17 protein-coding genes are annotated in these 24,026 nt (G+C 35.8%); 3 read left to right on the plus strand and 14 right to left on the minus strand.

Going from position 1 to position 24,026, the window contains the following annotated elements; all coding sequences use genetic code 11:
* Positions 1 to 13 precede the first annotated feature (13 nt).
* Positions 14 to 1,138: a helix-turn-helix domain-containing protein gene (locus tag DYR29_RS07645; protein WP_213279978.1), complete on the plus strand. Its 1,125-nt coding sequence runs from the start codon at positions 14 to 16 to the stop codon at positions 1,136 to 1,138.
* A gap of 157 nt (positions 1,139 to 1,295) precedes the next feature.
* Positions 1,296 to 2,342: a serine hydrolase domain-containing protein gene (locus tag DYR29_RS07650; protein WP_249413649.1), complete on the plus strand. Its 1,047-nt coding sequence runs from the start codon at positions 1,296 to 1,298 to the stop codon at positions 2,340 to 2,342.
* A 103-nt stretch (positions 2,343 to 2,445) separates the two neighbouring features.
* Here the strand turns inward: DYR29_RS07650 and DYR29_RS07655 are convergent, their stop codons facing one another.
* Genes DYR29_RS07655 through DYR29_RS07665 form a run of 3 tightly spaced genes read right to left on the minus strand, consistent with a single transcriptional unit; the run spans position 2,446 to position 7,350 of the window.
* The gene (locus DYR29_RS07655; protein ID WP_213279979.1) at positions 2,446 to 5,076 is read right to left on the minus strand and encodes a pyocin knob domain-containing protein; all 2,631 of its coding nucleotides are present in this window, start codon (positions 5,074 to 5,076) and stop codon (positions 2,446 to 2,448) included.
* Position 5,077: 1 nt separating this feature from the next.
* Positions 5,078 to 6,496 (minus strand): hypothetical protein, encoded by a 1,419-nt coding sequence (locus tag DYR29_RS07660; RefSeq protein WP_213279980.1) that lies wholly within the window; start codon positions 6,494 to 6,496, stop codon positions 5,078 to 5,080.
* 2 nt (positions 6,497 to 6,498) lie between these two features.
* A complete protein-coding gene (locus DYR29_RS07665) occupies positions 6,499 to 7,350 on the minus strand; it encodes a hypothetical protein (RefSeq protein WP_213279981.1) in 852 nt (283 codons plus the stop codon).
* Between the two features lie 524 nt (positions 7,351 to 7,874).
* On the opposite strand from DYR29_RS07665, the gene DYR29_RS07670 reads away from it, so the two are divergent.
* Positions 7,875 to 8,321, plus strand: a complete 447-nt coding sequence (locus DYR29_RS07670) for a hypothetical protein (protein WP_213279982.1) — start codon at positions 7,875 to 7,877, stop codon at positions 8,319 to 8,321.
* Positions 8,322 to 8,481: 160 nt separating this feature from the next.
* Here DYR29_RS07670 and DYR29_RS07675 read toward each other — a convergent pair whose 3' ends face one another.
* From DYR29_RS07675 to DYR29_RS07725, 11 genes are all read right to left on the minus strand, one after another.
* A complete protein-coding gene (locus DYR29_RS07675) occupies positions 8,482 to 13,218 on the minus strand; it encodes a hypothetical protein (protein WP_213279983.1) in 4,737 nt (1,578 codons plus the stop codon).
* On the minus strand, positions 13,218 to 14,237 hold the full coding sequence (locus DYR29_RS07680; RefSeq protein ID WP_213279984.1) for a hypothetical protein: 1,020 nt from the start codon (positions 14,235 to 14,237) through the stop codon (positions 13,218 to 13,220). Before DYR29_RS07680 ends, DYR29_RS07675 begins: the two co-directional genes overlap by 1 nt.
* Positions 14,238 to 14,252: 15 nt before the next feature.
* A complete protein-coding gene (locus tag DYR29_RS07685) occupies positions 14,253 to 15,092 on the minus strand; it encodes a hypothetical protein (RefSeq protein WP_213279985.1) in 840 nt (279 codons plus the stop codon).
* Positions 15,093 to 15,415: 323 nt separating this feature from the next.
* Positions 15,416 to 15,856, minus strand: a complete 441-nt coding sequence (locus DYR29_RS07690; RefSeq protein WP_213279986.1) for a lysozyme — start codon at positions 15,854 to 15,856, stop codon at positions 15,416 to 15,418.
* Entirely contained in the window at positions 15,853 to 16,422 is a 570-nt protein-coding gene (locus DYR29_RS07695; RefSeq protein WP_213279987.1) for a hypothetical protein, read from the minus strand. Before DYR29_RS07695 ends, DYR29_RS07690 begins: the two co-directional genes overlap by 4 nt.
* Before the next feature lie 77 nt (positions 16,423 to 16,499).
* Positions 16,500 to 17,816: an ATP-binding protein gene (locus DYR29_RS07700; RefSeq protein ID WP_213279988.1), complete on the minus strand. Its 1,317-nt coding sequence runs from the start codon at positions 17,814 to 17,816 to the stop codon at positions 16,500 to 16,502.
* 675 nt (positions 17,817 to 18,491) lie between these two features.
* A complete protein-coding gene (locus DYR29_RS07705; RefSeq protein WP_213279989.1) occupies positions 18,492 to 19,229 on the minus strand; it encodes a hypothetical protein in 738 nt (245 codons plus the stop codon).
* A gap of 625 nt (positions 19,230 to 19,854) precedes the next feature.
* Entirely contained in the window at positions 19,855 to 20,718 is an 864-nt protein-coding gene (locus DYR29_RS07710) for a hypothetical protein (RefSeq protein WP_213279990.1), read from the minus strand.
* 291 nt (positions 20,719 to 21,009) lie between these two features.
* Complete coding sequence (locus DYR29_RS07715) at positions 21,010 to 21,867, minus strand: hypothetical protein (protein WP_213279991.1); 858 nt, start codon at positions 21,865 to 21,867, stop codon at positions 21,010 to 21,012.
* Between the two features lie 423 nt (positions 21,868 to 22,290).
* Entirely contained in the window at positions 22,291 to 22,698 is a 408-nt protein-coding gene (locus tag DYR29_RS07720) for a 5-fold beta-flower protein (protein WP_213279992.1), read from the minus strand.
* Positions 22,699 to 22,879: 181 nt separating this feature from the next.
* Positions 22,880 to 24,025 (minus strand): hypothetical protein, encoded by a 1,146-nt coding sequence (locus DYR29_RS07725; protein ID WP_213279993.1) that lies wholly within the window; start codon positions 24,023 to 24,025, stop codon positions 22,880 to 22,882.
* Between the last annotated feature and the right edge of the window lies 1 nt (position 24,026).

Raw genomic sequence — 24,026 nt, forward strand, 5'->3', positions numbered from 1 at the left:
AAAAAAGATTACCATGGACAAATTAAGTTTTCTGGAAGTTATTGCTGTGATTGCCGTTTTTGTATCGCTGCTGCTTTCCGTGTTTTTGTTAACGGTAAAAACAGAAAGAAAACTTGAGAGCAGATTATTTGCAGCGTTCCTTATCATTAATGCTATTGATATCAGCGGAATTTTCATGCACTTTTTTGTGGAGAGTTATAATCTGAAAGCTTTCAAAATATCTGCTTACTTATTGGTAATGCCTCTTTTCTATCTGTATGTGAATGCCGTTTGTTATTCTGATTTCACCTTAAAAAGAAAGCATTTACTGCATCTTATCCCTTTCATTGTTGCTAATTTAATTTTAGTTCCAAGACTTTATCTTGCAGAAGGTGCCGTAAAAGAAGATTTCTTTACAACGATGTGGAACTCCCCTGAAATGTTTGTATATCAACTCATCGGGGAACTGCAGTTTTTCTTTTATATCGTTGGCGTATTCATGATCCTCAAAAAAAACAAGAAGATTTATCTTGAAAACTACACCAATCCCAACACCTTGTTATACCAATGGCTGTTTCAGCTTACCATCATTTTCCTATTCATCCATATATGTATTATTTTTAAAAATATAATACGATATACCACATACAACGATCTGTTTATCTGGCTGCATATTCTGGCAGGAACTTCCTTTTTATTGGCTGCCTGTTGGTTTATCTTAAAGGCTTTAAATTATCCTGAGCTTTTTCGCAGAATTGATTCTACCCTACAACTGACAGAAGATTTTGTAGAAACACTGGAAACTGAAAATAAAACTGACGAAACAAAAAATATTCAGATCGAACAGCTTAAAAAATTTATGGTTGAAAAAGAACCTTTCTTAGAGCCTTCATTAACAATTCAGGAACTGGCAGATCAGGTGAATATTCCTGTTCGTGAGCTGTCTGTATTAATTAACCATCACCTCAATCAGCACTTTTTTGATTTTGTGAATGAATACCGCGTTAAAAAAGCAATGACTCTTCTGAAAGATTCTACCAAAAAAGAATATACGGTGCTAGAAATTTTATATGAAGTAGGTTTTAATTCAAAATCTTCTTTTCATACTTCATTTAAAAAATATACGAACCAAACACCAATAGCGTTCAGAAACAGCTGATAATTAAATAATTGCAAATAATCAAACTTTGGATTGTAAATAATCGGACTCATTTATTCATTAAAATGAGTCCGACTTTTTTTATACGGACTTTTTTTAAGATTCTCTACAGCATATTTGCATCAGATTATGAATGTCAAACTAAAATTTAGAAGCTATGAAATATTTAATCCCTATTTTATTTTTTGCCTTACTTGGGTGTAAAAGTGTCCGCCCAATCCATACGCAAAATGTTGAAAATGCAATTACAAAAAATGCTCTTCAGCTATTAGAGGACAAAAGATTTCATTCTGTTTCCGTTGCCGTGCTAAAAGATAAAGAATCTACCATAAAACATTTTGGAGAATTAACTATTGGAAAAGGAAACAAACCCAACGATTCAACACTTTATGAATTAGCTTCTGTAACCAAAACTTTTACAGGTTATATAGCCGCTAAAGCTGTGCTTGATAAAAAAATAAATCTAGAGGATGATATCAGAATCTATCTTGACGAACCTTATCCCAATTTGGAATTTAAAGATGAACCTATAAGAATCAAACACCTCATCACCCATACCAGTGGATTCCCTAATTTCCCTATAAAAAGTGAAAACAAAAAGGCTTTTCTTGAAGGATTAAAACTCATCAACATTGAAATGAAGCCCGGAGAAACCTATTCCTATTCAAACACCGCCCCGGAGCTGACCGCATATATACTTGAAAAAGTGTATCAAAAATCTTTTGAGGAATTGGTAGTTGAATTTATTCTGAAACCCAATACAATGAACCAAACTAAGTTTACACTCACTGAAAATGAAAGAACAAGACTGGTAAAAGGCTATAACGATAAAAACGAGCTAATGCCCAACTTCAACAGAACTTTATGGGGTGGAATTTCAGGATTGCACTCTACAACTACGGATTTGGTAAAATATATGAAACTGCAGCTTGACCCATCAAATCCTATTGTCAACGAATCTCATAAAAAATTATATAAAGAAGGTTCTGATTTTTGGGAAGGTTACCATTGGTACATCATAGAAAATGATCATCAATTAATTTACAGACATCACGGAGGGATATATGGAATGCAGAATTGGTTTTTGATCTATCCTAAAGAAAATATAGGGATATCCATACTGACAAACGCCAGCTTTAATGAAACAGGAGAAATTTTAGAAAAAGTAGTTGATAACTTGTATAATGACATCCATGTAAACTAAAAATAAACAGCACATAACAGCAGGATCACAAAAAAATATCGCCACTTTAAACAAGTAGCGATATTTTTTCAATTTCTATCCTGAAATATCTATTCTATTTTTCTTACCAGATAAACTTACAGTTCTGTTCCTGTTCTGCAATCACTCTTCGTGAATTTGTCACATACAATCTAAGGAAACAGCCCGGGCTGATATTATAGATTCTTTTGCCATATACATCAACGCCCATCGTACCCCCACCATTGTCAAAGTTATAAATAACGATCTGCTGTTTCGGGTAGATTTCTTTGAAATTCACCACCATTTTAGCCTGTTCTCCAATAATATGGATAAGCCTGTTTCTATCATCTATGCTAAGATTGCTGGAAGAGAATTCATATTCATGCGGATCTAATCTAACGGCATAATCCTTAGGATCAGACTGATCATTAACAATTTCATCTTTGAGACTCGCTGTTCTGCCATTAGGAATAAACATTGTATCCGGGTTTTCATCTTCAGATTTAAAGTTTTCACTGGCTTTTACAGACCCTTCAACCGTTAACTTATCACCTCCATTTGCCTCTCTTCCCATTCCGAAGTGACTCAACTCCGTGTGAAAATTTAAACCTCCAAACCCATTATACTCAGAACCATAAGAGTAATATTCTTTTCGTTTCGTTGCTAACAATCTTTTCTGATGAATATCTACAATACCTGACTCGGCACTATTGAGATAATTATCTGAAATAGCTAAACCTGATCCGGTATTTACTGTAAAGTCCGAGTTGAGCTGTAACCCATACTGAGCCATATAATTCCATTGCTGAATATTCCCTGTGCTAAAATCCTGAGTAGTCCAGATTTGTGCCCAATCAGACCAGCTGCCTCCACTCATAGTCCTTTGGTAGGTTATATTACTTGTATTACTCGACCCAAATGAAGTTGCAGTCTGCTTTATCCAGGTACCATCGTGGGTTTCAATGACCACATACCACCAGCCGTTATTATTTAAAGGTGCATTGGTTAATCCCACTCCCCTGTAAAAGCCTGTTTTAAGGTAATTATTCAGATTTGTACCTGAAATGATAACGGATGTACCATTCGGGGTACTTAAAAAGTTTGTTTGTACATAAGACTGTGTTGCCAAGGCTACATATGATCCTGAGCTATGATACATATATGGAAATGCATTTCCATCTGAAGTAGGTATATTTCCGGACGAAAATCCTACAGCCAAAGCATTTTCCTGACCATTAGCTTTTGTATTTAGCTGCTTTATGTTGACCGCATGAGTCTCTAAAGTTCCTGCGGGAATAACTGGACTATGGGTGAATGTCTTGGTATCACTTATTGTTTCAACTCCACTTTTTCCAACGAATGTATTTAAAGACTCATTTTTTGTGTAGTAATTAGATAATACAGCATTCGAAAGATATCCTGCATTAGCATGGTTTCCCCAATTGAATGCAGTATTCCAGTTGTTTATATTGGCTGCAGAAAAATCATTTGAATCCCAATCTTTTGTCCAGGGATACCACGTTCCACTGAAATAATACCTCCTATAGACATCATTGTTATTGGCATAAGTAGTATATTCCTGAACTATATGGGTTGAAGTGTAGTAAACTCTTAATTGACCTGCTAAGCCTGCGGGATAATTATTGGCAGAAGTTGCATTTGCATTTCCTGTCTGCACCCACCATCCTGTAGAAGTAATACTATTTAAATCTACTGTAGGACCTAAAACACCTCTGTAAAGAAGACCTGTATTATAAGCTGACATCCAATCAGAAGAAGTTCCATCATTTAGGGTTGTAATTTTACCGGTATTACTAATTTTCACGACTTCTGTTAATGTCGGAACACTACCATTTGTACCACTGGCACTCGCATAATTAAATGAAAAAGTTTTATGGTTATTCACTGAAAGTCCCAATGAGTTTAATGATCCTCTTGGCTGGATAAAATCAGTACCATCAAATTGTAAATTATGGGCTAACCACATTCCATAGCCATGAGTGGAGTTTGGCAGATTAGTATGGAAAACAGAAGATCCTGCCGCCAATTGATTTCCAAATAACAGATTATAACCATCTGTAAACTGAGTATTATTAGCATTGATAGTTACCTGCCCTGTACTTGTTAAGTCTCCCTGAGGTCTCAAATAAATGGTTCCGGAAGTGCCCTCTCCTGAAATTAATGTAATGGTAGAATTTGTTCTAATTCTGTTTACTCCCTGCCTTTGAACCTGAAGTTCACCCGCAGTACTATTAATTGCTCCTGCAACACCTATATTACCGGATGTATAGCTATTCCCGGAAACATGCAGCCTATATCCATCGATTGGTAATGAGGCTCCTCCTAATCCGATTCCTACTCTCTGATCTGATGTCCACAGGAGCGCCTTGGTAGTATTGTAAGCCGTTGTACCTAAATAACCATATGTCACTTTTACAGTACCTTCCGCATCTACATTGCCAAACCACCCAACAGTATCCACTACGCCATTAGAACCTGCCAACTGCAAAATATCTCTGGCAAATCCGGTTCCTGTTGTTATCGTAGATAAATCTTTTCTTATCGTACTGCTTACGGCCTGATTTAATGTGAGGGTACCACTCATTGTGTCCCCTGATTTATTAACATAAGAGTTGTTATCCAGAGAACCATCTGCCTTTAAAAACTGGGCAGCTGTGCCACCCGTTACTTTATAGCCTTTAGAAGTGTTATAATATGCGTATTTTACATCCATGTTAAATATCTTTACGCGTTACTGTTATGGATACAGCATTAGGTAAAGCAGAATCAAATTCAACATCTATTTTATTCGGATCGGTTAATTTTATTCTGCCGTCTATTTTGTAAAAGGTTACCGTATCATACATGGCAACATCTACATTTCTGGTTCCTAAATTGTGTACCACACCTGATGATCCGGAAATAGAGGTCGTATATGATTTTACATTATTATTTCCAGCAATAACCCTACCTTTAGCATCAACGGTCACCTCATCGTAAGTTCCGGCAGTTACTCCTGTTGCAGCTAATGTCAACCCTGAGGTAACATTGGCAGAACCATCAAAAGTTGCGGTCCATGTAGCATCACCTGAAGCAGAAATTGTCCTTGGGGTTGTCAATTTTGCAGCTGATCCGGTTGTATTGACTGCTGCAGTGCCTGTTAATAATGTCGCAGGAACAGCAGTAACAGGTACTGCTACATTTCCGGAACCGTCAATAGTTTGTGCTGTTGCAGTAACTCCGGAAAGCGTAATCGTTCTTGGAGTGGTCCACTTTGTAGCGGAAAGAACATTTTTCGCTGCATCTGCCGTGTTATCAGCATTCCCTAAGCCTACATGAGATTTGTTTAAAACTACAACCCCCGTTAATCCGTTTACAGAATCTACGGCACCTGAGGTGATATAAACGAACGTAGTTCCAGTCCATCGGTAGGTTTTATTGGTATCAAGGGATACATAAATTTTACCTGTCTCACCAGTGATAAGGGTAGTATAACCAGCTTCTTTATAAAATTTCCCGTCAGCAGTTTTATAATATCCCTCCAAAACATCATCTACGTAAGATGGCAATTGAGATGCAGGCACCAGTCCTGATGCATCCAGTGCAGCAACCCCATTCGCGGCTCCTTTTTGTGATACCGGAATATAATTGGCTAAATCTGATGAAGTGGGCATAGAACCCAGATTTACCGTTAATCCATTGGTTGTCTGGGTAATTCCCGTAACCACATTTCCTGTACCCGAAGTAGTAACCGGTAAGGAAAATGAAGTTCCTGACAATGTCAAACCATTACCTGCGCTGTAGGTAGTGTCTGTAGAAACTAATGTGATTGTATTTCCGGTCTGGTTAACAGTCATATTAGCACCTGCTGCAAGAGTAACATCTCCGGAAACCAATGTACCGGATGTACCTCCTTTCAAACGCGTAATGGTATCTGGCGTTGTAAATGATCTGTTGGCTGACAAATCATAGGCTGTACCGTTAATTGTTAAAGTTCTTGTTTTTGGTACATAATCTAACGGATTTAAGTTTCCGTCATGCCAAAAAGAATTGATTGCCCTTGTACCGCCGCCTGCGGTTACAATATCATTGTCTGTTTTCCCCTCTATTTTGTATCCTACAGAGCTTCGATAATAAGCGTATTTAATGTCCATAATTATATTTTTTTAATTGTTAACTGAATTATATTGGGTGGTAATGAGTCAAACAGCACTTCTATAGTATTGGTGTCTATTCTTCTTACCTTAATGGGTATTGTAAACATTGTCACTGTGTCGTAAGCATCAATCACAAAGCTTAAAGTATCAAGATCATGTTTTATCCTGGAGTCTCCCCTAACTCTTTCTTCATGTTTAATTTTTTCGGCGCTGGCTGCGTCTTCGATATTTTTAATTTTATTATAAACCAAATCATTAAACTGATTTTGATAAGTAATGCTCCCCCAGTTTGAATAAATCCCGGCAAGGTTGATTTTATCATCTGAAATATTTCTGATAACAGCTTCTTTAAGCAGTTCTATCTGCTGCCTGTTTTCTTTGATATAGTCTACGATTTCCTGAAGTTCATCAACATTGGCATCATCAGAGGATAATATTTCATTAATTCTCCTGATATGTTCAAGCATTTCATCATCTTTTGCCTGAAATACATTGACTATTTCTCTGATCTGCTCTTTTGTAAAGACATTTCCAGTCTCTTCACTACCATCTATAGTAGCAGCTAATTTGATTTTTAATTTTTCTTTCCATTCCTCTACATTGGCATCCGTAAGATTGGATGCATTACGCTTTGCCAGCACTGAAATATGTGCGTTTTGATCTTCCAGATGATCGGTAAAAGTTGAGACGGACAGTGTTTTTTGAAAAGCTTCATTTAAACCTGCCACCTCATCCATTTTGATTTTTTCATCTAAATGACGGAATGAAGAAAAGGTCTGCTTAAACTGATATTCTGTAGGGATATCACCTTTTTCAAACCAACTGAAAATTATATTTAATGGTGTACTCATTTTAATTATTGAAAATTAGTTTTGAAAATTGACAATTGCGAAACCTAACCTATTTTATAGGCTGATCGCCTTGAATGGAATTCTATATTTTTTGAGTGATTTTGATTCACCCTTATTTTATTACCTTGTCAATTAGTGGATTACTTAACTACATTTTTTTACAATACTTCCCGCCTGCTCCCTAGTATGCTATCTTTTGAACTCACTGACTTTTCACATGATTCAGAGTTCAAATTTCATTTTTCTTATACTCTTATAAAAGTTTTTTGACCTTTCCATTCTGTAGTTGCAGTAAACTTTATTTTTGGAAAACAGGAATGATACTGTTTGTAATTACAGTGTTCAAAATTCTTGTTTTTAGAGCTCTTGTGAAAGTTTTTTGACCTCTCCGTTCTGTAGTTGCAGTAAACTTACCGTTCAACAGATTCAAACGAACCCAATCATTTATCAGAGCTGATTTTCATAAAAACACGATCTTTTAAAAGAAAATGCCAAATATTCCGTTTAATTCTTAAATTTGGCTAATGCAAAAGTATCTTTATCTCATCATCATATCATTTTCTCTCACCAGCTGCTATACTTATCAGGTAAAAAAACAGCCGGATACAACAACCGATAATAAGCAAAGGCAGAAAAAAACAGCCGACTTAGCTAATAATACCTCGACGCAGCTACAAAATGTAGCCGCTCAACCTCCTGCTCCGGTTAATATTCAGGAGAAGCTTGCTCCTAACAAAAATGTTAAGATTGACGTTGATGGGAAGAGCTATAAAATAATAGTTGACAGATGGGAAAGCGACAGTCTGGTTGCCCATGCTGTTTATAATCCTAAAAAAGTTCTGAAATTTCATAAGAACCAGATCAACAGCGAAAAAATTGCAGAAAAACGCTTTTCACAACCCATAGCTGATATCATTACGGTTACTGTTTATGCCGGAATAGGTGTTTTAATTTGGGCACTTGTTCACTAATTTAGAACCAATTTTATTTGATAAATAACGGTAATTGCCCTTTAATCTGCTTCAAAGGAACTTCATCACCTATAAAAGTATTAATCCCGGCATGACGAATGAGCAAATGACGCCACTTTAGATAGGTGACGTCATTTAATATTAGTTATGACTAATCATTTTAATACATCTTATTTTCCGCATATTTATAAACGGTCTTTTCATCCCAGGCAAATAACTGAATAGAGCTATAAGGTGGTATTTTATATGAATATCCTGCACTTTTTATGTCAAATCCTTGCCAATTATCACTAGCATTTAACACCAATATTCTTTGACCCCGGAAACATTTTCCTAATACAAAATGCTCACCATATAAACACCTGATTGCCAACATCCTATTATCAGAATCATAATACTGAACTCCCGGCTGCTGCTCAATCATACCATGAGATAATCTCATTCTGGAGTCTTCATTGATAATCTCATCATCAAGATAGGAAAGACTTCCGTCCGGGATAAATAAAGTGTTAGGTTTTTCATCCTTTGATTTAAAATTTTCAGTAGCCTTTACAGAGCCTGAAACAGTCACTTTATCGGCACCATTAGCATCTGTACCTATACCAATATTATAGTTCTTTCTATTGAAATTAATACCTTCCCAGCCATTATATTTACTTGAATATTTATAATACTCACCTTCCAATACAGCTAAATAGAAGCCATCCTGTTCATTATATATACCAGATTCTCCGCCATTATATTCATCAGCAACCATTAATCCATTACCTGTATGAATAGTAAATTGCTGGTTTACAATAATGCCATTGTTAGACATATAATTCCAGCTGTTAATATTACTTTGTGAGAAATTCAAATCACTCCAGACTGTTCTCCAGGGCTGCCATCCTATATCTCCGGAACCTGAATAACTTCCTCTGAATTTTAAACCACCTCCTGTTCTGTCAATGGTTAACTGCTGTCTGCCATCAGCTGAGTTCAGATTTAAAGTAGTGGTATAATTAAACCCGGAAGACGGAGCTTCCTGCCTGTAAATTCCAGATTCAGAAACTAAGTTTAAATCAGCAACATACTTTAATTCTTTAAACTTATCATTCCAGTTACTTATCATCGTAGTGGTAAGATTACCGGCATCCCAAATTGTATTTCCCTGAAATGTTGGTCTTGATCTTACATGATTAACGGCACCATAATTATCAATAGTCATTGCTATCTGAGGTCCTGCTGCAAACGAATTCGTTGTTGCAAAAGCCATAGATGTACCATTGTTGTCATTACTTCTTACATATATACCAGCTTGTGTTCCGCTATTTGAGGAAAACCCGATGGATGCGGTGTATTGATTATCAGTATTTGAACCACTTTCAGTTTCTACTAAAAAAGAGTATTCAGCTGATGCACTGGTATTACCCCAGCCTGTACCTGTATTTTTTGCTCTACCTTTAATAACCTTCAGTCCGGTAATATCCTGCTGGCCATCGACATTAACAAACTTGCTGTTGACCCAATTGTGTGTTGCTAAAAATACATAACCATCTGTTCTATGGTATATGTAAGGTGCACCTGCAGATAAACCATTGGAGAATCCTAATGTTTGAGCATTTTCTGCAGAATTAACTTTAGCATCAGGATTAAAATTATTATTGGTCCAAAGCGTTTCACCATCTGACAACAAAGGAATGTTCCCTTTTTTCGTCATGGTTGTTGTATTAATCGCCTGCCAATACTCCAGATGATTGCTGAATAAAGGAAAATCTATTCTATGATACCATGTATTACTTCCTGCAATATGTAAAGAGTTACCATAAGTAGACGGGAATCCTGTACCTGAAGCCCAATCTGTAACGCTTAAAGGATAATCTGTTTTTACAGCAGTTGCATCCTGATGATTACCTCTTTTCGCTAAATAGTCTCCGGGATTAAAATTGTTAGTAGTCCAGGGAATACCCCCTTGAATTTTAACAACACCACTATCTGAACTTAATAATAAATCACCACCATTTACAGCTCTCATTGCAAAACTATCTCCTGTCCCGCCCCATACGGCAGAATTTCCATCAGCTCCGATATACGCTATATCTTTAGCCCCATCATATTTTTGCCAGGTCAGGTAATTCCCTGTCTGTGCTGTACTTTTCCACTTACCTAACATAGAAGATGTCTCTATATTAAAAGCACCTGTCATAGTACCACCATCTTTTCTGAGATAGTTTCCTAAGTCTGAAGATGATACAAAATCTGAGGTTAATCTCTGGCCACCGCCTGCAGTTAAAAGGTAGTTATCATTATACCCGATTTTATTAAAACCTTTTGATAAAACCTGGCCAGCATCAGTGAATTCTATACCATTACTTACATCCCAATCTTCTGCATTATTTGTAACAGAGGGCGCCAATATTAAATTGTTATTGGTAGGTTTCTGAATGGACCAGGATTTATATGAACTATTTTTTAGTTTGAAAGGTATTCTGTTATAATAAGATTTTGCTGCCGATATAATTTCATCCGTATTTCTTGTCTGATAATCACTTGGCTTGAAATTTACATTATCCCAGGCTCTTCTCCATAACGTCCAGTTACCACTGTGTCCGCTTCTGTAGACTAATTCTCCTGCATCTGCATTACCATCATTATATTTTATCTGCAACTGTGCTGTAGTGTCCTGAGCCCCCATGTGCAGCATAGGACTATATAAATGCTGAACGCCTCCTGCGTTATTGTTTGCTCTGTAAACTCCGGAACTGGAATACCCTCCAAGGCTGTTGAAGTTATCATTATATTGAACAGCTTTAGGAATGTAACTGCTGTCCGCAAAATTAGTTAACCAACTTCTTGTAGCGACTACATCAGAAGGTAAAGTAATGATATTGGAAGGATATAAGTCAAAGTTAGGTTCTATCGCATGAGACCATCCCAGATTCCAATCCAGATTATAGTTTCCATATTTAACTTCTACTTTAGCTACTTCAAATGAAAAATACCCATTCCAGAATGTATCCGATTCTCCTAATAAAATACTCACATATCCATCAGTTCCAATTCCGATTCTTGCGGTAGTTGTAGGAAAATTATCTGTTACTTCCCATATCGCTTTTGAACCATTGGTGATCATATTCCCTGATACATATTTATAGAAAGCCACGTTCACTTTTCCTAAGTACTGACTTTCATATCCATAAATATTAATATCAATACTAAACATAGCCTGATCTGGTGAAGCTTGCGGCATTTTAATCGCTAAAATACCTGTATGGCCTCCATTATCATAATAGCCCTGATAAACTTTATTAAATATTCTTACATTATTTTGGTGCTTACTTATTGATCCGCCTCCATTAAATTCTAAATCCTTTGCCCCAAGATTCACATCCTGTGCTGCGCCATTATAGGGAACATAATTATTTAAAGCTGATGCATTAACAAATGTTGACGGATCTAAATTATGAGCATCCCAAACCACTCCATTTACTCCATTTTTATAGTGGATTATATCACTGTTATTAGATTCTATAATAGTATTAATAGTAGGATTTCCTACATATAATGTAGATGGACTACTATAATTTAAAACCTGGTTATTACCTGTAGTAAATGAAGTAGAATAAATACCTTGTTTAGAATAAATCTGACCTGACCTCCCCAGAAAATGGGTAGGATGATCCGGATCTCCAAAATGAAAACCTATACCTTCATTCAAGCTATTGGCATTTCCCTGATAATAAGAAAGTCCATAAGTATCTGCGTTTGCAAATGACCAGATTCTATTTCTTTCATCTACTTTGTAGAACCTGTTTTGAAATCCTTCATCTGTCTGAACAAAACCTCTTGAATGTATTCCATAAGGAGGAATAAACTGGGAATCAGCATAAGCAGAAGAAGCCAGTAAGCCACCTGATAAAATAACCTGAGAATTAGTACCGTTTAAACCTGCTATAGGTCTATCTGAATCTAATACCCAATAGCCACCTGTATCTTTCTTCTCCCAGAAAGTATTACCAGAAACCAACTCTTCTTTTGTAAGTAAATGTTTAAGATTGATCTGAACTCTTTTTATACCTCCCGGATCCGGACTATCTGAAACTGAAGTAACCCGGTTTCTTCCCTGATCTAAACCTCCATATCCAACAGTTACTTTTACATCAAACCCCTGCCAATAAGACAATTGAGTGAACCAAAAACAAAGTTTACCGTTTAAGTTTAATGCAGTAATCGCATTCCAGTAATATAATGTGGAATAGCCGCTGTGAGAAATAATAGTACCGTTATAGATATAGCCCTGGATCTTACAATCTAGAGGCTGATCAGTTCCGTACATATTACCTTTAATCTCTAAAAGAAACTGGTCTCCGTAGTCTACAGAATAATCTACATCAGTTTCAATGAATGTCCCCTGCGGGAAGTTTCTTCCGGAATGATACCAGGAGTCTTCTTTTCTTCGGGAATCATAGTCTCCGCCGGCACCTGTAAGGAATCTTTCATCATTTGACCCGTCTTTATAATACCCGGCGGATCTCACATAATCAAAAGCATTGCCATTGATATTCATAAAGTAATAACCGTTTGACCTATACTGCAGTGTGGCAGCATAAAGACCCGGCTGATGAAAAGAAATTGCGGGGTAAATTGTATCAGATGTACCATTACCTCTTACTTCTAAAGCAACTGCATTATAAGCATTACCTGTAGCTCCTGAGAAGGATTTTCTTATCGGTATATCCTGATACGTATTCGTTGTTACTAAATTTAAATCAGAAACTATTTCCGCATGGGTTCTTGTGCTGATTTTTTTCGTTACAGAATTCCAAACCATTACAGAACCTGAATCGTTTGGAACACTTTTCACAATTATTTCGCCTTCTACAGCGATGTGATTGTTAAAATATTCAGGAGCAATCATTAGTCTAGTCTTGCAGTTAAAGTAATTCTATATTCATTCGGGGTAAGAGGTGCCAATACATCTATTTGTACATCATTTGGCGATGTTGTCACACAGCTTACATTTATTTTTCTGTTATCGGTATTGCGGTAACAGATATAATCAACATTCAGGGTATTCCAGCCATGAGTAATGGGAAAAGTAACGGAAGAGCCGTCTCCGATCTGCCATGTCTTGGATTTAATTTTTGCATCCAGAACCGCTTTCGTAGATCTGGGAGTCATTGCTTTATTAGGATCAACTCCTGCAATAGCTTCAACGTCTGCAGCAATCTGGATCAGTCCTTTCACAGACTCTGTAGCATCTACAATGTCAGGAATCCCTTTTTCTATAATCTGATAATTTTTAGGCGCATTGGAAGCATCATCGGTATTGGCAATAAGATGATCACCCACAGAAACGGGTTCATTGCCCACCCAGCCATTTGATGTAATCACCCATACCATCCCTGTTTTAATGGTAGCTGACGTAACGGGTGATGGAGTCGTCATTGAGCCTTGAGTAGTAGAAGGAGTGTAACCTCCGGGCTGATAAATCAATGCTCCTGTAAGGCTTTGTCCTACTAAGTTTTCAATATAAGTTTTAATCTTATTGGATGACCATGTATAGGTTCCTGACTGAGTAGCATCATTCAGAAAAATAGAGACAATATCTGCGTTGGTAAGATTTCGGCCTGCTACTTTAATAACATGCCCTGAACTATTGGTAAGGATCTGACTTAGCAATAGAAGTCCACTTGTTTGATCTGTCTGAAATGGATTATTGGTCAGTGGATAATCCGGATGTACATAATTTTGGGCCAGGTTAATCCAACCTGTTCCGTTCCATTGATGCAGCTGCCCTTTATAATCGATTATCCAACCTGCAGGAACTCCAGTTGTATCAGGTAATGTATCATGGTAATGAAATCGGGTACGTTGCAACTCACCAAAAAAATTATCCTGATGTGCGTTATTACTTATTACTGCGTTATTATTCATAGCTTTTTATTTTTTTTATGGTTTAACTTTTAAAATGAGAATATTAATTGGATTGGCGAGATCGCCTAACATCTTAACCTCTATGGTTTGATTGGTTGCATAATCGTCAATATTTATTTTTTTACCTGTAACACTGTCCCGGGCCTGAATGATCACATTTTCCGTTTCCAGTGTATTAGTAAATACGGCACTTCCGGTAACCTGCACTACTGCACTTGTAGGGGTTTGTGAGATGAGCAAAACCTTATCATAGATCTGCTTATTAAATTCCTGTTGATTTTTCGGACTGCCTACCCCACTATAGTCAAATAACAGCTTTACTTTATCTTCACTTGTCTGCCCTGAAACAGCTTTTAAGGCTTCAATATCTTCACGACTTTTTTTAATGAAATCGATTATTTCCTGAAGCTCATCCAAAGAAAGATCATTAGACAACAATATCTTTTTAATCTTTTCTATATCGGATGCCAGGTCTTTATCTGCATCTTTCAATTCATCAACAAAGCCGTCTACCTGTATTTTAGTGTATACATTGCCTAACTGCTCAGGACTGTCTACCGTAGCAACATTTTTAATTCCAAGTTTATTTTTCCAGCTGTCAACATGAGCTGGCGTTAGATTACCGGCATTCAGTAAAGCCAGATATTCCGAATGAGCCGCCGGGTCTGTTAAGTGCTTTTGAAATGCTTCCGCACTGACAAATAATTGAAAAATTTCTTCAAACCCTTCAATACTTTTCACAGGGATTGAGTCATCTTTGTGATAAAAAGATAAAAACGTGTCTTTAAACTGGGTTTCTGTTGGAAAATCTCCAGTTTCAAACCAACTGAAAATTGTATGTAATGGTGTACTCATTTGATAATTGATAATTAGTTTTGGTAAAATTGATAATTGGGAATGGCTTAAAGATTATTTCTATGGCGTGACATTTTAAAGGAGCGTAGAAGGTCATATTTGCAGATGAAGCTATATGGCAGTGCATTCACTTAGAAAGAATCAATGAAGCTGATTCCACTTTTGCGATCTCAAAATATTACAATGATGCTATAAAATCTTTGCTTGAAATTTGAACTGTATGAGCAGTTTGAAGCCGGAACAAGGAAGGCCGCACCTGGCTTTGGATATTTCTTTCCAATGATAACAGATGGTTTAAAATCCCCACTATTATGTGGGAATTGTTATTTAGAAAAGAACAGATCAGCTTCAGCTTTTCTTCTGCGGATAAGTCCGTTTAGTGTTTTTCCTCCGGCGGTAATGTATTTCGTGGTAAACCAATTTCTGATTGCCTGCTCATCAGCTTTTTTATTAATCAAAGAAAATAATCCATCTGATCCACCTGTATTGTAAGTATGAGATACAAGAGCATCAAATTGATTTTGAGTAAGGATCACTTTAATTTTACTGTTGACGATTTTTTCATAAGTTGGTAAAACAGATGAAAATAACTCTATTCCTTTTTCTTTCGTGATCGCTGGATCTTTCATGGTTACTTTCTTTCCTCCGGGATAGTAAGTATTACCATACCCAATTGTCGGAATTCCAGCAGAATCCAGATACGGCTTTGAACTGAAACCTTCAAATGATACAATCAGGTTGATTCCTTTTTGTGATGTTTTCATAGCTTAAAATATTTATAGGTGAAAAAGATGAGTATTAAAGTAATTCCAAGAATTGTAATGAAAATCCAGGCTACGATTTCAAATCCGTTTGATTCAATTTTTTTGGTTTCTTCAGAAACTTTTGAAGCCACTTCTCTGATGGTTTCTTTTGAACTCGTTTTCTGCGTCAAATCTTGAATAACATGGATGGATTCCTCTTTTTTAACCTCTGCTTTTTCATGATTAATCTTTGCATAATGGTTATTGATGGAATATTCTGCATTTCCCATAATGGAAATACTCTGAATGGTATCACGCCCTATCACATTATGAAAAACAAAGGGATTAGATGCATCAGATTTCCCTTTAATCAACAGATCTCCCGACATTTCATTGGTCTCTTCCTTCAAGGTTACATCAGCTGATTTACTTTGAGTTGATTGTGAACTTTGTAAGCTTGAAGAATCAACTTTCACTTTTTCTGTTTCTTTTGTATTCTCTTTGTATGTGGTTGTGATTTTTTGTTTGCTTCGGCAGCCCAATATAAAGCTGCTCAATATGATTAATAGCAGAATTTTCGCTTTCATTAGTTTTAGTTTTTAAAAATTGAACAGGTTTATAGCTTTGATTTCAATTCCAGTAAATCTGATTGAAATTCAAATTTTTACATAAATATTTTATCTTCTTTTACATATTCCTTTTTGATGCTGTCTAATAACATGTCTACATTTACTTTGTAACCAGACTCTTTTAATGCAATTGTCTTTAAACTTACATCCTGTATGATATTCATAATATTAGAACCGGTTAATTCATACCGTTGGGCAATTTGTTCCAGATCAATATCTTCAAGTTGTAATTGTTCTGGTATGTTTTGCTGCCAGATACGCAGACGCTCTTCATGCTTTGGATTATTGAATTGTATGCAGCTATGAAAGCGTCGCGTAAAGGCTTTATCCATATTATTTTTAAAGTTGGATGCCAGAATAATAAGTCCTGAAAATGTTTCTATCCTTTGCAGCAAATAAGAAACTTCCTGATTGGCATATTTGTCATGAGCATCTTTTACGGAGGTTCGTTTTCCGAAAATGGCGTCTGCTTCATCAAAAAATAAAATCCAGTTTTTATTTTCTGCTTTGTCGAACAGTTTAGATAATTGTTTTTCTGTTTCTCCGATGTACTTTGAGACCAGCATAGAAACATCCACTCTGAAAACAGGGCGTTGGGTATATTTCCCTAAAAGACTGGCGGCAAGCGTTTTTCCTGTTCCCGGTTCTCCATGAAACAATACCCTGAACCCTGGTTTAAGTTTTGTCTGCATGTCCCAGTCTTCCATAAGAATCCGGCTGCTATTGTACCAGTTCTCAATACACTTAAGTTCATCCAGTGTAGTTTGAGGAAGTATCAAATCTGTCCATGACCGATGGGTTTGTATTCGTTCTGCCGGAAAATCATTGCTCATTTTCGGTAATAATTCCAGGCCAAAAATGATTTTATTAAAGGCTTCTTCATGAACACTTATCTGACTGTTCATTGATGCATTCTCTTGAGCTGAACCTGAAAAAACAATGAGTTCTTCTTTACTCAAAACCGACTTCGGGCCGAAATAATCCAGTGCTTTTAATCGTTCTGAAATACTATCCCCTCCTAAAATGTATTGAGCAGCGTGAACTGTAGGATAAAAGAGCCTGCCGCTATCGTTGGTTGAACAGAAGTCAAACAGCGCACTACCCGGAAACTCCAAATAAATGCGTTTCAGCAATGATGGATCCAAACGTGGTAATAAAGCCATTAAAAGAATCACAACTTCCTGGTGGGCAAGCTCTTTCCCTGAAATATAATCTCCTAATTGAAAGTTTTCATGGTTACTGGTATTAAATTCAGGGGCTCCTACACTAAAATCCTCTGATGGATTGTTTATACGCCATGTAATAACCTTTTCTAAATGAGTAAATAATTTTTGTAATTGTTCTGACTCCATTGGTTTTTATGCTTTTTAAGATCTGGTGTACTGCTTCTTTTTTATTTTTAAGATACTTCCACCTATCTTGTGTTTATTTTAAAAAACCTCAACCGGAAAGTAGCTCACATTCGAGTATCTCTCCACAACCGCCAAAGCAGCTGTTATTGGAAAGTTGCTCCATCATTGGAGTCCTGCTTTTTTAAAGAGTCAATCTACGTCTGAAAGAGAACAGCAGATCCGAAGACACGTCACTCTACTTCCGGGAGGAGATTCTAATGCTTACACATCAGAAAATTCCGGGATTTCAGGCGCGAAGAGGTGTCCTGCTAATGAGAATCTCTCCGATTGAGGTATGTTTTATGTTTTATATATTTAAATAGTGTGCAACACACCTCAAGGATGGTTATATTATATTTGGTAGTTTGCTTAAAGAAACCTCAACCGGAAAGTAGCTCACATTCGAGTATCTCTCCACAACTGCCAAAGCAGCTGTTATTGGAAAGTTGCTCCATCATGGGGGTCCTGCTTTTTTAAAGAGTTAATCTACGCCTGAAAGAGAACAGCAGATCCAAAGATCTATTACTCTGCTTCCGGGAAGAGATTCTAATGCTTACACATCAGAAAATTCCGGGATTCCAGGCGCGAAGAGGTGTCCTGCTAATGAGAATCTCTCCGATTGAGGTATGTGTGTGATTAATCAATAAGATAATTAACCAAATCGTTCATGTCCCGTCCCAAGATAATTTTTATCGTAACGGGATGCGATGTATATTTTCTTCCATTGATGTCAATCTCCAAAAGCATCTGAATAAGAGAAAATGGCTTTCTATGATGAACCGTATATCTGAATGAACCCGGTCTGGTAAGTGTTCCCGATGGATAAAATTCATTGAACTCTGATCCGGGTTTAAAATAATGAATAGGATTAATGTCCAGAATCATTTCTTTAGAGGTCACAGGATATTCTGACGTTCTGCCCAAGGATTGTGCATCTAGCAGCTGTTCTTTGTAAAAGCCTGCATCTTTCATCCCACCCTTGACCTTTTTTTTCTGTTTGTAACGTTTTATAATAATCTTAGGCTTGTATTTATCAATATCTAATTCGTTTGATAATTTTACTTTTAAATATTTATAGCTTACACTTCTGCTGAAAGCATGTACATAATTCTCTATCTGCGGTGGTTCGCTTCCATATTCTGCTTCCAGGTTGATGTGTCCCCGTCCTGATTTTTCAATGTTTCCGGCACGATAGAAATGATAATATTTTGCAGTCCAATCTGCTGATGCTTTTACATCCAGTCCGAAATTAAGCTCATTTAAATGAAGATAATTATCTATGAATCTTCCAAACTGGCTTTCTGTAGGATATTTACCGGTTTCAAAATAGGTTTTCAGCTCCTCTCTTGGGATTAATGTATTGTTTTCTTCCATGGTATTTTAGTTTTCTTTGTTTGCTTATTCTTTCCGTGTTCCGGAGCTGATTGCCAATTACGATGTAAAGTTCAAAATTGATTCTTTTTTTGGTGCTATAAAAATTTTCCAGCCTCTCTATCCTGTAGTTGCAGCAACTCATATCTTACTAATAAACAAAACATTACACCTACAATTAACAACTCACGTTTCTTCATCATCCGCAATACATTTCCTGTTTCTGTGTTCACAGAATTTATGAGTTGCTTTTAAAAAATAGATATGACAGCCGTCGTTTCGCTTTTCGGATGAAATTCTAGTGTGAAAAGTTTTCATCGCCGAGTATCTTACCGGATTGAGGTTGTATTTTTAGTAATGAAAATGTAATGGATTACTTCTCTGCCGCCTTGTGACCTCAAGATAGAAAGGATACGGCTTGTTTTGTTATCAATAGTAATTACTATATTATGATATACAGTTCAAAATTAATCACTTTCCTGTTCTTATAAAAGTTTTTTGCTGTATCTGTACTGTAGTTGCAGTAACTCTTATTTTATAGAATCAGTTGATTTTTGCCTGATTTCAAAATTCACACTGGCTCCATTTTGGCGAAATTTAATGATGTTACCCAAATATTCCAATCTGATTAGTTTTCATTGATGATATAATTACATTCGATTCTTATATTTCTTACTTTTTCTACCTGACCACCCCACCAGGCATCCTGGCTTTGTCCAGCATATAAAACTCCGGCTACTAAAGGCGTGTCAAGATCCGCATCATACACATTACATTGTATGGATTGATTGATTTCCCGAAGATCTGCATTATAATAGAGATACAGGAAATCCCATACATCATAATGGTCGGTAACAGAATCTTCAGTTTTATATTTATCCCCCCAATATTGTGAGTATGCCCTATATTGGATAGGTATTTCAGTTTTATTAATAAACTTAATATTTGTATTGACAACACTTACTTTTTGTTGAATATCTTCTTTATGAATCTCTATGGGTATATTATAGTTATTCAGCTCCCCAAAGTCATACCCATCAGGAATTGCAGGCAGATTGTTTCCGAATAATCTACGAATGTAATAGCTCGCACTTAATTGATAACCAAAACTATAGTATTCGGTTCCTTTTAAATCACCACCTCCTGTTATTTTCTTAATTTTGATTGTATAAGGTGCACTACCTAATAAGTATTGTCTCACTGTACCCATTTTGGTGGAATCTCTCATTGTGATTACCTGATCTTCTTCATCTGATGAAGTGACAACAATCTGGATTTCCAGATCTCCAACGTTATTTAAAGAATAATATATAAATGTATTATCAATATATGCCATTTGGTTAAGAAAAATCATCATTTCTCTTTTTGTCTGAACATCTTCCTTATGTCTTAAAGAATCTATCAGATCCGAGAATTGGTTTTGTGTAGGATGTTTACCTGTTTCAAAATAAGTTTTTAATTGATCTCTTGGGGTTATTTTATTTTCTTCCATGATATTTTATTATTCTTTACAACTTAGTTGCCTTTGGGTTCAATGGTTATTTTTGTTATGTTTTTAAAGTTTTGGACTTATTCTTTTGTAATTCCTGTAAAGTTTTTGGTTACTCTTTTCTGCAGTTGCAGACCTTTTAGTTTTAAGAATCGGAGGATAGATTACTTGATTTTGAAATTTACACTCCTTTATTTTGAAGTCTATTTTGGCAAATTTGATTATGCCAGTATCTTTATTTCACGAGTATAAATATTTTGTGCTATTGATTGCTGCTCAGATATTCTGGTCTGACTATTTTTCATTGATAGAATAACTACATTCAATTCTTACATTTCTGATTCCATTTATATCACCACCATACCAAGCATCCTGGTTTTGTCCGGCATATAAGTGGGCTGTAGTTAAAAGACTATTCTTATCTTCATCAAAGATATCGCACTGTATAGATTTATTGGATTCCGTAAGGTCTGCCTTATAATTAAAACTTAAATTATCACCTATATCATAATGATCAGTAACAGTATTTTCAACTCTGAACCTATCACTCCAGTTAGATCCACTTACTCTGTACTGTATAGGCACTTCAGTTTTATTAACAAACTTAATATTTGTATTGATAACGTTTATCTTTCTTCCCATATCCAGTTTATAAATGTGTACAGATAACCTTTTTCCCTCCAGTGATCCTAAATCGAAACCTTCAGGAATTGTATTCAGTCCATTTCCAAACATTCTCAAAATCGCATAGCTTTGACTTAATTCATATCTCAAAAGATAATATTCAGTTTCTTTTAATGTTTCTTCTGCTATTTCTTTTACTTTAAAAGTGTAAGGAGCACTCCCTAATAAGAATTGCTTTTCCACAGCATTGTCAGTTTGTCTTACGGTGACCACCTGATCATCTTCATTTTGTGAGCTAATAACAATCCGGAATTTCAGATTTCCAATGTTGTTTGTAGAATAGTAAATGAATCCATTATCTATAAGTGCCAGACTATTGGCAAGTATTATCATTTCTTTATTGGTCAGAGCATCTTGCCTATGTCTTAAAGAATCTATCAGTTCCGAAAATTGGCCTTGCGTTGGATGTTTACCTGTTTCAAAATAGGTTTTTAATTCTTTCCTTGGAGTTAATTCATTTTTTTCCATAATATTTCACTATTCTTTACTATTTATGTATGATTAATATGATTGTTTTTTGAGGTACTGGTTAGTATTGGTGATCTTAACTCCAAAATTCATCTTTTTTTGATACCTGTGAAAGTTTTGGGTCCTTCCGATTCTGTAGTTGCAGTACCTGTTGTTTTGGTAAAACCGAATGGCTTTCTGCTTAAATTCAAAGCTCAAAATTCATACTTTTTTTGTTCCTGTGAAAGTTTTTTGGCGCCTCTATTCTGTAGTTGCAGTACCCTTTTTTTCAGAATAATTTAAATAGCTATGTTTTGTCATCTCAAGAGTTTTTGTTTGAATAAAACCTAACCTGTATCTATAATAAAAAAGGCTCAGATTATAAAATCCAAGCCTTTTTAACTTATATAATTAACGTTAGTTTCTTTTTCGCAGCATTGATGATTAATCCAGTTTAAAAAAGAAATACACTACTGCCGCCCATTCTTTTTTAACTCCTCTCGCATAACCAATCGTGCTATGGCTGCTGTTTTCTACCGTTCCATCGTCTTTGATGTAGCCAATGGTGGAATGACTGCTGTTTTCCACAGTCCCGTCTTTTTTTACATAACCTACCGTAGAATGGCTTTTGTTTTCGATAGTTCCGTCACTTTTAATGTAGCCAATAGTGCTTCGGCTTTTATTTTCGATAGTCCCATCACTTTTAATGTATCCCACAGTGGAGTGGCTGCTGTTTTCTATAGTTCCGTCAGTTTTAATATATCCTGTGGTACCGTGACTTCCTGATTCTATAGTTTGGGCACCTACTGAAAGGCCGAAGAGAAGGGAACAAAAGAATAATATTTTTTTCATATTTAAGATTTTAATGGATTATTAACTTTGGTTTATTTGATGTATTCAAAAGTATTGATTATTCTTTTATGTTATACAATTAAAATAAAACTGTAATTTATATTTGTGGAAGAGTGAGTTTATTAGAAGAAAAAGCGAAACTTCTAATTGAAGTTTCGCTTTTATAAACAGTTACAAAATGTTACAATTCTTGATCTTTATAACGATAATAAAACTCCATTTGCTCTGATAAGATATTATAGATTTCTGTCCAGCCATGTGTCCTGGACAGATCAATCGCCAGCCCCCAACACATTTCTACGGTATCCAGATCTCCTCTTTTTCCTGCCCAATAACTGGCACTTATTAATGCATTCCAGCAACCTATTGGATCGTTATGCTCTTTTTCTAATATTACAGCAGCTTTAATATGCAAATCACCTGCATAACCTCTTACCTTTCTAATAGCTCCTGTAGCTTCGAAGAGAGGGTGCTCCTGTACTTCTTTCGGAAAAATTACAAATTTACTTTCTCGTTCTGAATCAAATGAAACAGATATGGGATCCAACAGAGAACTTGAATGCCCTTCTCCTATTCTGTATTTTTCTATATCACTATCATCACAATCAAAGCCATGGGGTAATTTCGCACAGCGCCAGTAATGTTTCCATTTATCCTCAAGTTCCATTGTAATTCTTGAATATGCTCTTTTAGCAAGAACATTCCCTATGTAATTATTCCAAAGTCCGTAATCAGTATTCTGGTATTCTGGTAAATAAATACAGTCATCAATTAGCTGATCAAACAATTCAAAGGCTTTTGCATTTTCAGGTGTATTGTAATAATGATTCCAAAATTCTTTGTAAAAATCTTCTTTATATTCAGAAGCATTTTCAAAACGCTCCAGATTTGATTCTGATAATAAAAATTGTTTTAAAAACTCCAGATCTCCACCTCCGAAATAATCAAAAAATGGCTGAGAAAGTATCATCGTTTCTTCTATATTATCTTTAGATCTTTTGATAAAAAAATCTTCATCAAAATAAATCAAATTTGCCATAGGTATAAGTGCTTTTATATTTGGAGCAAGCATAAAACACTCGTGATATACATTGTCAAATAATACAATGGGAGTATCGTGATATATTGATTTATTAGGAATCAACTGGAAAGCTATAATATTTTTTGCTTGAAAACCAAGAGGCATTATAGACCAAAAACCTTTTTTAAAGAGCTTCATCAATAACGCTTTTTCATCTTCATGTTCAAAAGTGAAATTAAATTTTTTTTTGATATCTCTATTTTTGTAAACTTCCTTTAAATCGGAATGAATTTTGTTTATTTTCATG

It is taken from the genome of Chryseobacterium indologenes, from assembly GCF_018362995.1.
GTDB classification, from domain to species: domain Bacteria; phylum Bacteroidota; class Bacteroidia; order Flavobacteriales; family Weeksellaceae; genus Chryseobacterium; species Chryseobacterium indologenes_G.